Here is a 15,379-nt window from a genome sequence, read left to right as displayed (position 1 = left end):
CCCTTGCCAAGGTTCAGCACGCTCGGGGCCGAACGCCTGGCCCTGGTTGCCCTCGCCGTGCTGCTGGTGGGCGCGGGTATCGGCTGGCGCCAGCCGATGAATGTGGACGAAGAACGCTTTCTCGGCGTCGCCCTGGAAATGCTGCAGGGCGGCAACTGGTTCATCCCGCACCGGGCGGGGGAAATCTACGGCGACAAGCCGCCGCTGTTCATGTGGACCGTGGCCCTGTTCAGCCACCTCACCGGCTCGCCCAAGGTTGCCCTGTACCTGCCAGGGCTGCTGTCGGCGGCGACCATCACCTGGGTGCTGCATGACCTGGGGCGGCGCCTGTGGACCCGGCGCATCGGTGTGATCGCCGCCTTGCTGTTCCTGGCTACCTACCAGAGCTACAGCATCTTGCGCACCGGGCAGATCGACAGCTTCCTGTGCCTGTGGGTGGCGCTGGGTTTCTACGGCATGCTGCGCCACTTGCTGCTCGGGCCGGCCTGGGGCTGGTTCTACCTGGCCTGCGCGGCCATGGGCCTGGGTATCATCAGCAAGGGCGTGGGCTTTATCCCGGCGCTGCTTCTGTTGCCCTATGCCTGGGCGGTGCGCCACCACTGGCACGGGGTGGTGGCCATGCCCGGCCAGGGTTGGCGCTGGAGCCTGGGGCTGGCGTGGCTGCTGGCCGGTTGCGCGGTCTGGCTGCTGCCGCTGCTGGTATCGATTGCCCATGGCGGTGGCGCGGCAGAGCTGGCCTACCTGAAGGAAATCCTGCTGCGCCAGACCGCCAGCCGCTATACCAATGCCTGGGACCATCGCGAACCGTTCTGGTACTTCTTCGTCAAGGTCATCCCCAAGTACTGGCTGCCACTGGTGCTGGCCCTGCCCTGGCTGATACCGGCCTGGCGCCGGCAGTTGCACAAACACGATGGGCGCTTCCTGTTGCTGCTCGGTTGGGTGGCGCTGGTACTGTTGTTTTTCAGCCTGAGCAGCGGCAAACGCAAACTGTACATCTTCCCGGCGCTGCCGGGCCTGGTGCTGGCCATTGCGCCACTGCTGCCGTGGCTGCTCAAGCGCTGGCTAGGGGGCCGGCCGGCCTGGCGCAAGGCGTTCACTGCCGTGGCCCTGGCATGGTTCGCGCTGTGGTTTGCGCGCGGCTTCGTCGAGCCGCTGAAGGAAGGCCGCAACCCGCATGAGACATTGATGACTGAAGCCGCACGGGCCACCGGCGGCGCCGAGTTGGTGCTGGTCAACTGGCGCGAGGGGCATTGGTTGTTTGCCCGACAACCCATCGTGCACTTCGGTTTCACCGGCCAGTCCAGGGCGGATGCGGCCGTCTACTGGCTGCGCCACAACCCTGCGGCCTTCGCCCTGGTCCCGGCTTCGGAACTGGGCCGCTGCTTCAGTGCAGACAAGGCACGCAGGCTGGGCGAGACCTCGCGCGCCGAATGGTATGTGGTTGGTGCCGATGCCGATAACGGCCAGTGCCAGGCCACCGCCCCCAGCCATGCCTACCACTTCGCCTGGGTGGGCGCTATCCCTTTGGGAGCAACTGTCCTGGATATCTCTTCAAACCAGCACTGGCCCTTGTAGAAGCGGCCTTGTGTCACGATGGGCCGCGCAGCGGCCCCGGCAATCTCTGCTGCGAAGCTGAAAACCTGGGGCCGCTTCGCGCCCCATCGCGACACAAGGCCGCTCCTACAGGAGACCGCGCCAACTTTCAGCATTGGAGCAAATCTTGCTCCTGCCTAAGGCGTAACGGCACTCTCAGGAGGATTCAGTTGCAACACCTCGTTGGTGTATGCCCACTCCTTCTGCACCTGGTCCGGGTGGTCGTTGAGGCGAATGCCATGGGACGGGATTATCTGCCTGATCTTCGCCTGCCACTGTGGGGATGCCATCTTGTCCTTGAACACCTTGCCCAGCACATCGAGCATGATCGGCGGCGCGGTCGAGGCGCCAGGGGAAGCCCCCAGCAATCCGGCAATGCTGCCATCCCTGGACGTCACCACTTCAGTGCCAAGCTTGAGTACACCCCCCAATGCTTCGTCCTTCTTGATGATCTGCACCCGCTGGCCCGCCTGCCACAGCCGCCAGTCTTCCTTCTTCGCCTCGGGGAAGTAGGTGCGCAATGCTTCGAAACGGTCATCGTCAGATTGCAGCACCTGGCCGATCAGGTACTGCACCAGGTCGAATTCGCGCACCCCGACCCTTACCATGGGCCAGGCGTTGTGCACACTGGCACTGGCGAACAGGTCAAGCAGCGAGCCCTGCTTGAGGAATTTGGTCGAGAAGGTGGCGAACGGCCCGAACAGGATCATGCGCTTGCCATCGAGCACGCGGGTGTCCAGGTGCGGTACCGACATCGGTGGCGCGCCGGTGGCGGCGATACCGTAGGCCTTGGCCATGTGACGTTGGGCGATGGCCGGGTTGTCGGTGACCAGGAACGAACCACCGACCGGGAAACCGGCATAGTCCTTGGCCTCGTCGATGCCCGACTTCTGCAGCAGCGGCAGCGCGGCACCACCAGCGCCGATGAACAGGAACCTGGCGTCGGTGGCCGCGTTGCTGCCGTCCTTGAGGTTCTTGTATTCGACATGCCAGGAACCGTCGTCGTTGCGGGTGATGGCCTGCACTTCGGTCGACAGCTTGAGGTCGAAGTTCGGCCGGGTCTGCAGGTAACCCACGTACTGCCGGGTGATCTCGCCAAAGTTGACGTCGGTGCCGATCGGCGTCCAGGTCACGGCCAGTTTCTGGTTGGGGTCGCGGCCTTCCATCATCAAAGGTACCCACTTGCGGATCTGCTCGTGGTCCTCGGAGTACTGCATGGGCTTGAACAGCGGGCTGGCCTGCAGGGCTTCGTAGCGTTTCTTCAGGAAGCGAATGTTGTCGTCGCCCCAGACAAAGCTCATGTGCGGGGTGGTATTGATGAAGGAATGCGGGTTCTTCAGCACGCCCTGCTTCACCTGCCAGGCGAGGAACTGGCGGGTGACCTGAAATGACTCGTTGATCTCCACCGCCTTGCTGATATCGACCTTGCCGTCCTTCTCCGGGGTGTAGTTCAGCTCGGCGAGGGCCGAGTGGCCGGTGCCGGCATTGTTCCAGCCGTTGGAGCTTTCTTCGGCGACCTTGTCCAGGCGCTCGACCATTTCCATCGACCAACCCGGCTCCAGCTCATTCAGCCAGATTGCCAGGGTTGAACTCATGATGCCGCCGCCCACCAGCATGACATCGACCTTCCTGGTTTCCGCGGCCCGGGCACCGAGCATGCCGAATGCCAAGGCCAGCCCGGTCAGTGCCAATACCGGCTTGATGGTGATCTTCATAATTTCTCCCTTGCCTCGTTGCCATCCGTAAGTTCAGCCACAAGCTTAGATGACGGATTTGGTCGGGCATCGCTGTTGCACAATCACTTGCAATCCGTCACATCTCAAAATACTGTATGAATACTCAGTATTACAGGTCAGCCCCATGCAACTCATCGCCAAACTCGGCATCCTTGCCGATGCTGCCAAGTACGACGCATCCTGCGCCAGCAGCGGCGCGCCCAAGCGCAACTCGCGCGGGGCTGATGGCCTGGGCGCTACCAATGGCATGGGCATCTGTCACAGCTACACCCCCGACGGGCGCTGCGTGTCACTGCTCAAGGTGCTACTGACCAACTTTTGCCTCTACGACTGCCAGTACTGCGTCAACCGCCGCTCCAGCAACGTGCCACGCGCACGCTTCACCCCCGAGGAAGTGGTCCGGTTGACGCTGGACTTCTACCGGCGCAACTGCATCAGCGGCCTGTTTCTCAGCTCTGGCATCATCCGCTCGGCGGACTACACCATGGAGCAGCTGATCCGCGTGGCGCGGCTGTTACGCGAGGAGCACGGCTTCCGTGGCTACATCCACCTCAAGACCATCCCCGATGCCGACCCGCTGCTGATCGAGGAGGCCGGGCGCCTGGCAGATCGGCTCAGCGTCAACATCGAGCTGCCGACCGATGCCAGCCTGAAACGCCTGGCACCGGAGAAACAGGCGCACACCATTCGCCAGGCCATGGGCGTGATCCATCAGGGCCAGCAAGCCGTAGCCCACGAGCCCAAGGCGCCGCGCTTTACCCCGGCCGGGCAAAGCACCCAGGTGATCGTCGGGGCCGACAGCACCGACGACAGCACATTGCTGCGCAATGCCGAATCGCTGTACCAAGGCTACGGTCTCAAGCGCGTGTACTACTCCGCCTTCAGCCCCATCCCCGACAGCCCCGGCAGCGTACCCCTGGCCGCACCACCGCTGCTGCGCGAACACCGCCTGTACCAGGCTGACTTCCTGCTGCGTGGCTATGGCTACAAGGCCGGCGAGCTGCTGGGCCAGAGCGGCAACCTGGCACTGGACATCGACCCCAAGCTGGCCTGGGCGCTGGCCAACCGCGAAGTGTTCCCATTGGATGTGAACCGTGCCGAGCCGGCGCTACTGGCGCGCATCCCCGGCATCGGCCTGCGCAGCGTGCAGCGCCTGGTAGCCCTGCGCCGCGAACGGCGCGTTCGCTACGATGACCTGATCCAGTTGCGCTGTGTACTGGAAAAGGCGCGCCCGTTCATTGTCACCAGCGACTACCGCCCAGCCCAGGCCGAGCTGCGCAGCGGCCTGCTGAGGGCGCGCTTGCGTGAGCCGCAGGCGCCGGTGCAGATGGGCTTGTGGGGATGATCGCGCTGGACTGCGACGGCCTGTTCGCCATCTGGCGTGACCAGGCCCGGGTGTTGTTGGGGCATGGCATCGACCCGTCGCAGGTCACCTGGCTGCAGGGGCCGGTGGCAGATTTGCTGGCCGTACCGACCGCGTTGCCGGAAGGCGCCGGTCCTTTTCGCGCCAAGGTGCCAGCGGCGCTGCTCAGCCAGCTGGAACAGGCCGCCCGCTACCGTGGCGAGCACCGCTGGAACCTGCTGTACGAGGTACTTTGGCGGGTGGCCCATGGCGACCGCACGGCAATGCTGGCAGGTGATCGACTGGGCAGTGAGTTGCAAAGGCGGATCAAGCAGGTCAATCGCGAAGCGCACCACCTGCATGCGTTCGTACGCTTCGTGCCACTGCCCGAAGTATTGGCTGAACAGCTGCACCTTGACCTGGTGGCCTATCACGAGCCGGCGCATGACATTCTGGAAAGCGCCAGTGCACATTTCGCCGACCGCCTGGGGCGTTTGCGCTGGATGATTGCCACGGCGCACGACGGCATACGCTTCGATGGCCAGGCATTCGACTACCAGCGCCAGTGCCCCGAACCCTGGCGCCAGTGGGCCCGCAATGCCGAAGACCCTGGCGCCGAGTTATGGCGAACCTACTATCGCCATACCTTCAACCCTGCCCGCCTCAACCCCGATGCCTTGCGCCTGCACATGCCCGGGCGGTTCTGGCGACATTTGCCGGAGGGCATGCTGATTCCGCAGCTCGAAGGCCAGGCCCGGCAAGGCAAGCAACGGGACGGCCAAGCCCTGGAAGTTGCCTCCCGGGCTGGCAAGCAAATCAGCAAGCCCATGCGGTAGTGAGTTCTCAATGTGTGCGGAGGCCCTGTGGGCTGCGCTGTCGTTTAGACAACTGAATGTGCAGGCGGTACGCCTACCCTGTGGGAGCGGGCGAGCCCGCGAAGCAGCCCACACCATTCTCGAGCCGAACGATCAGCCGCCACAGTCGTCATAACCTGAGCCGCTGCCGACACGCAAAGAGGACGCGAAATGACCCAACCCGACCCGTCATACGTCAAATGGCTCGAAGACCGCGCCATGCTCAGGGCCTCCCAGCAACGCACCCATCTGTACTCGGGCCAGTCGCGCCTGTGGCAACAGCCCTACGCAGAAGCCCAGCCCCGCCGCGCCACTGAAATCGCTTCGGTCTGGCTGACCGTCTACCCCGATGCCATCATCGCCCCCGAAGGTTGTTCGGTGCTTGGCGCCCTGGCCCACGAGGCGCTGTGGAAGCGTCTGTCGGAGATCGGCATCCAGGGCCTGCACACCGGCCCTATCAAGCTGTCCGGCGGCATTCGCGGCCGTGAACTCACCCCCAGCGTGGACGGCAACTTCGACCGCATCAGTTTCGACATCGACCCGCTGTACGGCAGCGAGCAGGAGCTGGTCCAGATGAGCCGCATGGCCGCCGCGCACAACGCCGTGACCATCGACGACCTGATCCCCTCGCACACTGGCAAGGGCGCCGACTTCCGCCTGGCCGAGCTGGCCTACGGCCCCTACCCGGGGCTGTACCACATGGTCGAAATCCGCGAGGAAGACTGGCCGCTGCTGCCCGAAGTGCCTGCCGGGCGCGACGCGGTCAACCTGCTGCCGGCCCAGTGCGACGAGCTCAAGGCCCGCCATTACATCGTCGGCCAGCTGCAACGGGTGATCTTCTTCGAACCAGGGGTGAAGGAAACCGACTGGAGCGCCACGCCGCCGGTGACCGGTGTGGATGGCAAGACCCGGCGCTGGGTGTACCTGCACTATTTCAAGGAAGGCCAGCCGTCGCTGAACTGGCTGGACCCGACCTTCGCCGCCCAGCAGATGATCATTGGCGATGCCCTGCACGCCCTGGACTGCCTGGGTGCCCGCGGCCTGCGCCTGGATGCCAACGGCTTTCTCGGCGTGGAAACGCGCGCCAGCGGCACGGCCTGGTCGGAAAGCCACCCGCTGTCGATCGTCGGCAACCAGCTGATCGGCGGCATGATCCGCAAGGCTGGCGGCTTCAGCTTCCAGGAGCTGAACCTGACCCTCGACGACATCGCGCAGATGTCCAAAGGCGGTGCCGACCTGTCCTACGATTTCATTACCCGGCCGGCCTACCAGCATGCGCTGCTGACCGGCGACACCGAGTTCCTGCGCCTGATGCTCAAGGAAATGCACGCCTTCGGCATCGACCCGGCCTCGCTGATCCATGCCTTGCAGAACCATGACGAGTTGACCGTGGAACTGGTGCATTTCTGGACCCTGCATGCCCATGACATGTACTTGTACAAAGGCCAGACCTTGCCGGGCGGCATCCTGCGCGAGCACATTCGCGAAGAGATCTACGAACGGCTGTCGGGCGAGCATGCGCCGTACAACCTGCGTTTCGTCACCAATGGCATAGCCTGTACCACGGCCAGCCTGATCGCTGCCGCCCTGGGCATCCGCGACCTTGGGCAGATCGGGGTGGCAGAAATCGAGCTGATCCAGAAGGTGCACCTGCTGCTGGTCATGTACAACGCCATGCAGCCAGGGGTGGTGGCGTTGTCCGGCTGGGACCTGGTGGGCGCCCTGCCCTTGCCCGCCGAAGCGGTCGCGCAGCGGATGCTCGATGGCGATACCCGCTGGATTCACCGGGGCGGCTACGACCTGGCCGGCCTGGAGCCGCAGGCCCAGTCATCGGTACGTGGCATGCCCCGGGCCCGGGCGCTGTATGGCAGCCTGGACAGCCAGCTGGAAAATGGCGATTCGTTTGCCTGCAAGGTGAAGAAACTGCTGGCGGTGCGCCAGGCCTATGGCATTGCCACCAGCCGCCAGGTGCTGGTGCCCGAAGTCAGCAGCCCCGGCTTGCTGGTGATGGTGCATGAGCTGCCGGCCGGGCGCGGTATCCAGATCAGTGCGCTGAACTTTGGCCAGGAAGTGATTGCCGAGGAGCTGCAACTGAGCGGGTTTACGCCGGGGCCGGTGGTGGACATGATCAATGAAACGGTCGAAGGGGATTTGACCGAGGATGGGCGACTGATGGTAAACCTGGACCCGTATGAGGCGCTGTGCCTGCGAATCGTCAACAGCAGCGGCCATGTCTGAATTGTATTCGCCCCATTGCCTTCGCCGGTGAAGCTCTGAACGGCAGCCACGCGATACCTGTGGGAGCGGGCGCGCCCGCGAATACCGGCGTAGCCGGTGCCATCCACCGCGTCGCCTGCTTCGCGGGTAAACCCGCTCCCACAGAGTCCCCCGTCAGCTGAAGGAATGCGCCATACCTGTGGGAGCGGGCGCGCCCGCGAACACCGGCGCAGCCGGTGCCACCACCGCGTCGCCTGCTTCGCGGGTGAACCCGCTCCCACAGGGGGCCCATCAGCTGAAGGAATGCGCCATACCTGTGGGAGCGGGCGCGCCCGCGAATACCGGCGTAGCCGGTGCCATCACCGCGTCGCCTGCTTCGCGGGCATGCCCGCTCCCACAAGGACCCCGCCAGCTGAAGGAATGCGCCATACCTGTGGGAGCGGGCGCGCCCGCGAACACCGGCGCAGCCGGTGCCACCACCGCGTCGCCTGCTTCGCGGGCATGCCCGCTCCCACAAGGACCCCGCCAGCTGAAGGAATGCGCCATACCTGTGGGAGCGGGCGCGCCCGCGAACACCGGCGTAGCCGGTGCCCTCCATCGCGTCGCCTGCTTCGCGGGTAAACCCGCTCCCACAGAGTCCCCCGCCAGCTGAAGGAATGCGCCATACCTGTGGGAGCGGGCGCGCCCGCGAATACCGGCGTGGCCGGTGCCACCACCGCGTCGCCTGCTTCGCGGGCATGCCCGCTCCCACAAGGACCCCGTCAGCGGAAGGAATGCGCCATACCTGTGGGAGCGGGTTCACCCGCGAACACCGGCGCAGCCGGTGCCATCCACCGCGTCGCCTGCTTCGCGGGCATGCCCGCCCCCACAGGGTGCCGCGGGGGCTCCAAGTGCCCAGACAAATGGCCAGCTTGCTTTTACCGCTCCACGGGCATAGCGTTCGGAAGTTTTCTTTCCCGTGCCCAGGAGCAACTCCATGTACACCGGCATCGTCCAGGCCGTCCGCCCTCTACTTGATGTGACCACCTACCCGGGCCACAACCAGTTCACCATCGACCTCACCTCGGAACTGCTCGACGAGCTGAAGATCGGCGCCAGCGTCAGTGTCGAAGGCACCTGCCTGTCGGTCACCGAGATCCACGGCACCCAGGTCCGGTTCGACGCCATGACCGCCACCCTGGAGCGTACCAACCTGCGCAACTTCAAGGCCGGCCAGGGCGTCAACATCGAACGTTCGGCGAAGATGAACGCCGAAGTCGGCGGCCACCTGATGGCCGGCCACATCGCCACCACCGCCGGAGTCGTCGAGCTGTCGATCAAGGAAACCGGTGCTTTCATCAAGTTCCGCATGCCCCCGGAATGGGGCAAGTACGTGTTCCCGCGCGGTTTCATCGGGGTCAATGGCTGCAGCCTGACCGTAGCCGATGTCGAGGACAACGTGATCACCATCAACCTGATCCCGGAAACCCTGCGCCAGACCACCTTCCCTGACTACAAGGCCGGCGATCTGCTCAATATCGAAGTGGACCACCAGACCATGGTGCTGGTCGATGTAGTAGAGCGCACCATCAAGAGCACCCTGGCCCGCGAAATGCCTCGCTGAGTTCCCGAGCATGCTGCCCAACACCCTTCCCGCGCGCACAGCCAAGCGGCTACGCCTGCAGGTTCTGCGTGGTCGTGTCGGCCTAGGCCTGGTCGCCGGCCTGTCGGTGCTGGCCGGCATGACCGATGCCATTGGCCTGCTGGCGCTGGGCGACTTCGTGTCGTTCATGAGTGGCAACACCACGCGCCTGGCTGTTGCCATCAGCGATGCAGACCTGGCCCTGGTGCTGCGCCTGAGTGCTGCAGTGCTGGGCTTCGTCGTCGGCAACGCCCTGGGCGTGCTGCTGGCGCGCGCTTTCCGCCGCCGGGCCTGGCCGGTGCTGCTGGTGGTCGCCGCCCTGCTGGGCTTTGCAGCCGCATGGCCCTGGGCTGCGACCCTTCCAGCGCTGCTCGCTGCCACACTGGCCATGGGCATGATCAACGCCGTGGTCGAACAGGTGAACGGCCTGCCGATCGGCCTGACCTACGTCACCGGCGCCCTGTCACGCTTCGGTCGTGGGCTGGCGCGCTGGCTGCTGGGCGAGCGGCGCAATGGCTGGCGGGTGCAACTGGTGCCTTGGGCCGGCATGCTGCTGGGCGCCGCGCTGGGTGCATGGCTGGAGCATCACCTGGGCCTGCAGGCGCTGGCCGGCAGCTGCGCGCTGGCCTGCGTGCTGGCCCTGGTGTCGCGGTTCATTCCGCGGACATGGCAGCGTGGCTACATGCCACACTGATCACTCGATGCGCGGGTGCTGCTGCACCAGCAACTTGCGTTTGGCCTCAAGTTCGGCAATCTGCGCATCGATGTCCTCGATCCTTTGCTCGATGTTGTCGTGGTGCTCCTGTAGCAGCTCACGCGCTTCCTCGATATCCGATGCTGCCGGTGCCGCGCCGCGCAGCGGCTTGTTGGCGGTTTCCTTCATGGTCAGGCCGGTGACCAGCCCCACGGCCGCGATCACCATCAGGTAATAGGCCGGCATGTACAGGTTGCCAGTACTCTCCACCAGCCAGGCGGCGATGGTCGGGGTGAGGCCGGCGATCAGCACCGAGATATTGAAGGCGCTGGCGAGGGCGCTGTAGCGGATGTGCGTGGGGAACATTGCCGGTAGCGTGGAGGCCATCACGCCGATGAAGAAGTTCAGCAGCACGGCAATGATCAGCAGCCCGGCAAAGATCACCCCCAGTACACCGCTGTTGATCAGCATGAATGCCGGGATGGCCAGCACGAACAGGCCGACGCTGCCGACGATGATGAACGGTCGACGGCCGAACTTGTCGCTGAGCAGCCCGATCATCGGCTGCACGAACAGCATGCCGACCATGATTGCGATGATGATCAGCACGCCATGGTCTTCGCTGTAGTGCAGGTTGTGCGACAGGTAGCTGGGCATGTACGTGAGCAGCATGTAGTAGGTGACGTTGGTGGCGATCACCACGCCGATGCAGGTCACCAGGCTGCGCCAGTGCTGGGTGGCAACCTCCTTGAAGGACACCTTGGGCCCGGAAGCCAGGCCTTCGCGGTCGCCCTGCTCCAGTTTGTCGACATGCTGCTGGAAGGCTGGCGTTTCCTCCAGCGCATGGCGCAGGTACAGGCCGATGATGCCCAGCGGCAAGGCGAGGAAGAACGGCAGGCGCCAACCCCATTCGAGGAACTTGTCCTCACCCAGGACCGTAGAGATCAACACCACCACACCGGCACCCAACACGAACCCGGCAATCGAGCCGAAGTCCAGCCAACTGCCGAGAAACCCCCGTTTTCGGTCAGGGGCATATTCGGCGACGAAGATCGACGCACCGGTGTACTCGCCCCCCACCGAGAAGCCCTGGGCCATCTTGGCCAGCAGCAACAGGATCGGCGCCCAGATACCGATGCTGGCATAGGACGGTATCAGGCCGATGGCAAAGGTACTGAGCGACATGATCACGATGGTCGCAGCGAGGATTTTCTGCCGCCCGAATCGGTCGCCCAAGGCGCCGAAGAACAGCCCGCCCAGAGGCCTGATCAGAAACGGCACCGAGAACGTGGCCAACGCCGCGATCATCTGCACGCTTGGGTCGGCGTTGGGGAAGAATACCTTGCCCAGGGCGTAGGCGACGAAGCCGTAGACGCCGAAGTCGAACCACTCCATGGCATTGCCCAGCGCTGCCGCGGTGATTGCCTTGCGCATCTTGCCGTCGTCGACAATGGTGATGTCCTTCAGGCCGATTGGCTGGAGGTTTTTCTTGCGAGGTTTCATGTCCGTATCCCTGTCGATGAATGCTCTAAGGGATGAGATACAACGGGACACTAAATAATTCAGCGCTTACTGCTTTTTTGTATTTTTCCTCACCGATTGCTGGGCCGGTAAAGAAAAGCCGCTGCCATGGCAGCGGCTTGCATGGGCAACGGCTCGCGGTCAGATGCCTTCGCGGGCCAGGTCCATGGCGAAGTAGGTGAGGATCAGGTCGGCACCGGCACGCTTGATCGCGCCAATGCTTTCACGCACCACCCGGCCTTCATCGATGGCGCCAGCCAGGCCGCCAAACTTGATCATCGCGTACTCACCGCTCACCTGGTACGCCGCCAGCGGCAGGCGGGACGCGGCACGGATGTCGGCGATCACATCGAGGTAGGCTCCGGCCGGCTTGACCATCAGCACATCGGCCCCTTCCTGCTCGTCGAGCAGCGACTCACGCACGGCTTCGCGGCGGTTCATCGGGTTCATCTGGTAGCTCTTGCGGTCGCCCTTCAGTGCGGTACCACCGGCTTCACGGAACGGGCCATACAGCGACGAGGCGAATTTGGTGGAGTAGGCCATGATCGCGGTGTCATGGAAGCCGGCACCATCCAGTGCGCTACGGATGGCCTGGACCTGGCCGTCCATCGCCGCCGACGGGGCAATGAAGTCGGCACCGGCAGCGGCGGCGATGACCGCCTGCTTGCCCAGGTTGGCCAGGGTGGCGTCGTTGTCCACGCCGTGGTCGTGCAGCACGCCGCAGTGGCCGTGGCTGGTGTATTCGCAGAAGCAGGTGTCGGACATCACCACCATTTCTGGCACGGTGTCCTTGCAGATGCGCGACATGCGCGCGACCAGGCCGTTTTCGTTCCAGGTGTCGCTGCCGACGGCGTCCAGGTTGTGCGAAACGCCAAAGGTCATTACCGACTTGATACCGGCGCGGGCATAGCGCTCGATTTCCTGTGCCAGCAGCTTCTCGGGGATGCGGTTGACGCCCGGCATGCTGGTGATCGGCACGAAGTCATCGATGCCCTCTTCGACGAAGATCGGCAGGATCAGGTCTTCAAGGCGGAACTCGGTTTCCTGGAAGATCGTGCGCAGGGACTCGTTCTGGCGCAGGCGGCGGGGGCGAACGGACGGGAATTGGTTGGACATGACAGCTCCAGGGAATTTGAACGGCGTATACCTTATGCCTGTCGCGCGCCAGTGAAAAGGCCAGATGACGAGATATTGTCTTGCGTCAAAGGCAATGGCTGCATTTTTCCTGTGCCGGCCTCTTCGCGGGTAAACCCGCTCCCACAAGTACAGCGCGATTCCTGTGGGAGCGGGCGTGCCCGCGAAGAGGCCGGCACAGGCAACACATCACTGAAGCCAGGGCGGCGCAGGCTCCTCTGCCCTGGCCTCTCCATGCTCGGCCTCGGCGCGCGCCGCGCGGCGCCGGGCGTCATCCAGCCGGGCTGCGTCAATTTCGCGCATCACGCCACTTACGTCGGCTTCATGTTCGTCATCCTCGAACACGCCGGTCAATTCGCTGTCAGGCAGCAATTTGCCCGCCTCGTACAAGGCCCAAATCTCCTGCGCATAACGGGTACTTTTCAGCTCCGGCGCAAAGCGCCCGAAATAATGGGCCATGTTGGCCACATCACGCTGCAGCATGCTGAAGGCGTGGTTGTTGGCCGCTGCATCCACCGCCTGCGGCAGGTCGATGATCACCGGCCCGTCCGGGCCAAGCAGCACGTTGAACTCCGACAGGTCGCCATGCACCAGCCCGGCACACAGCATCAGCACGATCTGGCGAATGACGAAGGCGTGGAACGCCCGGGCATCCTCGGCCTCGAGGTGCACATCGTTCAGGCGCGGGGCCGCGTCACCGTCGGCATCGGTCACCAGCTCCATCAACAGTACGCCATCCTGGAAATCGTAGGGCTTGGGAACCCTCACACCAGCGCCGGCCAGGCGGAACAGCGCCGCCACTTCGGCGTTCTGCCAGGCGTCTTCGGCTTCCTTGCGGCCGTACTTGCTGCCCTTGGCCATGGCCCGGGCCTGACGGCTGTTGCGGACCTTACGGCCCTCCTGGTACTCGGCCGCCTGGCGGAAACTACGCTTGTTGGCTTCTTTATAAACCTTGGCGCAGCGCACCTGATTGCCACAACGCACGACATACACGGCGGCTTCCTTGCCACTCATCAACGGCCGCAGTACTTCGTCGACCAGGCCGTCTTCGATCAGGGGTTCGATTCTTTTGGGTGTCTTCATCAGGCTGCGTTCGGGGTCCTGGCTGTGATGGCGGACATCCTCTCACAGCCTGATGCGACTTGCTCGTCTGTCTTCAGGCCGAACGGCTCAGGCGCCCTGCCCTACGCGGCCAACCACCACCTCGCGCGCCCGGCGCCGTGTGACCAGAAGGCCCGAACACACCACCAGCACCGCCAGCACCATGGTCGATACCACTTCCAGGCGGTGGTCCGGGCGGAACAGCATCAGCACCAGCACGCCACTGATGAACAGGATCACGCCCCACGTCAGCCACGGGAACAGCCACATGCGGTAGCCCAATGTCTTGCCCTGTGCAGTCAGGCGCTGGCGCAGGCGCAGCTGGGAAACGGCGATAACCAGGTACACCAGCAATGCAATGGCGCCGGAGCTTGCCATGAGGAAGCCGAACACCTTGGCCGGTACCAGGTAATTGGCGATCACGGCCAAGAAAGCTGCGCCAGTGGACAGCAGCACAGCTACCACGGGGGTGCCGCTGCGGCTGGTCACCTGGGCACAGGCCGGCGCATCACCGCGGCGGCTCAGCGAGTAGACCATGCGCGAAGCGGTATACAGCGACGAGTTGAGGCAACTGGTCACCGACGTCAGCACCACGAAGTCGATGATGGCCTTGGCATTCGGCACGCCCAGGGTGTCCAGCACCGTGACATAGGACCCCTCGGTGGCCAGGCGCGGGTCAGTCCACGGCACCAACGCAATGACAATGAAGATCGACAGGATATAAAACAGGGTGATTCGCCAGATCACTGAGTTGGTGGCCTTGGAAATATGCTTGCCTGCTTCGTCCGACTCGGCCGCGGCGATGGTCACCACCTCGGCACCGAGGAACGAGAACATGGTAATCAGCATGGCGCTGAGCACCGCACCAAAACCGTTGGGCATGAAACCGCCATTGTCCCACAGGCGCGACACCCCGCTGACACCAGAGCCTGGCAACAGGCCGAAGATGGCGCACACCCCCAGTGCGATGAAGCCGACAATGGCCACCACCTTCACCAGCGCCAGCCAGAACTCGAACTCACCGTAGTTCTTCACGCTGAACAGGTTGGTGGCGGTCAGCAACAGGGTAATCACCAACGACAAGACCCAGATCTCCAGCTGCGGGACCCAGGAATTGATGATGGTGGCGGCGATATTGGCCTCGATGGGGATGATCAGTACCCAGAACCACCAGTACAGCCAGCCGATGGTGTAGCCGGCCCACTTGCCGATGGCGAGGTCGGCATAGGTCGAGAACGAACCGGTGTCCGGTGAGGCAACGGCCATTTCGGCCAGCATGCGCATCACCAGCACCACCAGCGCACCGGCCAGGATATAGGCCAGGATGGTGGCGGGCCCTGCTTCGGCAATCGCACGGCCGGAGCCGACGAACAGGCCGGCACCGATCACGCCGGCAATGGACAGCATGGTGACATGCCTGGATTTCAATCCATGACTCAAATTGTTCTTGTGGGTTTGCATGGCGCTACCTTGTTGTTTTTGTCATGCCCACGCAGGGGCCGCCGGCTTGCACGTCACCGACGCAGGCGCGAAAAAGCCCGCCCTGCCCCAGATGGTGAGTAGGGC

The 15,379-nt window shown here is 64.1% G+C and carries 11 protein-coding genes; 6 read left to right on the top strand and 5 right to left on the bottom strand.

Annotation, left to right across the window (positions count from 1 at the left end; all coding sequences use genetic code 11):
* Nucleotides 1-3: 3 nt before the first annotated feature.
* Nucleotides 4-1,575 carry an ArnT family glycosyltransferase gene (locus RIN61_RS24615; RefSeq protein ID WP_313854720.1) on the top strand — a complete coding sequence of 524 codons (1,572 nt, stop codon included), beginning with the start codon at nucleotides 4-6 and terminating at the stop codon, nucleotides 1,573-1,575.
* 155 nt (nucleotides 1,576-1,730) lie between these two features.
* Here RIN61_RS24615 and mqo read toward each other — a convergent pair whose 3' ends face one another.
* Nucleotides 1,731-3,308, bottom strand: a complete 1,578-nt coding sequence (gene mqo / locus RIN61_RS24610) for a malate dehydrogenase (quinone) (RefSeq protein ID WP_112253504.1) — start codon at nucleotides 3,306-3,308, stop codon at nucleotides 1,731-1,733.
* A 145-nt stretch (nucleotides 3,309-3,453) separates the two neighbouring features.
* On the opposite strand from mqo, the gene RIN61_RS24605 reads away from it, so the two are divergent.
* The 5 genes from RIN61_RS24605 (at nucleotide 3,454) to RIN61_RS24585 (ending at nucleotide 10,057) form a co-directional block, all read left to right on the top strand.
* Complete coding sequence (locus RIN61_RS24605) at nucleotides 3,454-4,674, top strand: putative DNA modification/repair radical SAM protein (protein WP_112253503.1); 1,221 nt, start codon at nucleotides 3,454-3,456, stop codon at nucleotides 4,672-4,674.
* Nucleotides 4,665-5,507 carry a TIGR03915 family putative DNA repair protein gene (locus RIN61_RS24600; protein ID WP_313854717.1) on the top strand — a complete coding sequence of 281 codons (843 nt, stop codon included), beginning with the start codon at nucleotides 4,665-4,667 and terminating at the stop codon, nucleotides 5,505-5,507. The genes RIN61_RS24605 and RIN61_RS24600 overlap by 10 nt, the downstream gene beginning before the upstream one ends.
* A gap of 189 nt (nucleotides 5,508-5,696) precedes the next feature.
* On the top strand, nucleotides 5,697-7,763 hold the full coding sequence (gene treS / locus RIN61_RS24595) for a maltose alpha-D-glucosyltransferase (RefSeq protein ID WP_112253501.1): 2,067 nt from the start codon (nucleotides 5,697-5,699) through the stop codon (nucleotides 7,761-7,763).
* Nucleotides 7,764-8,718: 955 nt separating this feature from the next.
* A complete protein-coding gene (locus RIN61_RS24590; protein WP_252378561.1) occupies nucleotides 8,719-9,345 on the top strand; it encodes a riboflavin synthase subunit alpha in 627 nt (208 codons plus the stop codon).
* A 10-nt stretch (nucleotides 9,346-9,355) separates the two neighbouring features.
* Nucleotides 9,356-10,057: a YoaK family protein gene (locus RIN61_RS24585; RefSeq protein ID WP_112253499.1), complete on the top strand. Its 702-nt coding sequence runs from the start codon at nucleotides 9,356-9,358 to the stop codon at nucleotides 10,055-10,057.
* On the opposite strand, the gene proP is transcribed toward RIN61_RS24585, so the two are convergent.
* From proP to gabP, 4 genes are all read right to left on the bottom strand, one after another.
* Nucleotides 10,058-11,560, bottom strand: coding sequence for a glycine betaine/L-proline transporter ProP (gene proP, locus RIN61_RS24580; RefSeq protein WP_112253498.1), 1,503 nt, complete (start codon nucleotides 11,558-11,560; stop codon nucleotides 10,058-10,060).
* A gap of 159 nt (nucleotides 11,561-11,719) precedes the next feature.
* On the bottom strand, nucleotides 11,720-12,694 hold the full coding sequence (gene hemB, locus RIN61_RS24575; RefSeq protein WP_013972900.1) for a porphobilinogen synthase: 975 nt from the start codon (nucleotides 12,692-12,694) through the stop codon (nucleotides 11,720-11,722).
* Between the two features lie 207 nt (nucleotides 12,695-12,901).
* Complete coding sequence (locus RIN61_RS24570) at nucleotides 12,902-13,795, bottom strand: PA4780 family RIO1-like protein kinase (protein ID WP_112253497.1); 894 nt, start codon at nucleotides 13,793-13,795, stop codon at nucleotides 12,902-12,904.
* A gap of 87 nt (nucleotides 13,796-13,882) precedes the next feature.
* Nucleotides 13,883-15,274, bottom strand: coding sequence for a GABA permease (gene gabP, locus RIN61_RS24565; RefSeq protein ID WP_112253496.1), 1,392 nt, complete (start codon nucleotides 15,272-15,274; stop codon nucleotides 13,883-13,885).
* Nucleotides 15,275-15,379 lie beyond the last annotated feature (105 nt).

It is taken from the genome of Pseudomonas inefficax (assembly GCF_032164165.1).
Lineage (GTDB): Bacteria > Pseudomonadota > Gammaproteobacteria > Pseudomonadales > Pseudomonadaceae > Aquipseudomonas > Aquipseudomonas inefficax.
The sequence above is the reverse complement of the archived record's forward strand: the minus strand, read 5'-3'. Positions and strand labels throughout refer to the sequence as shown.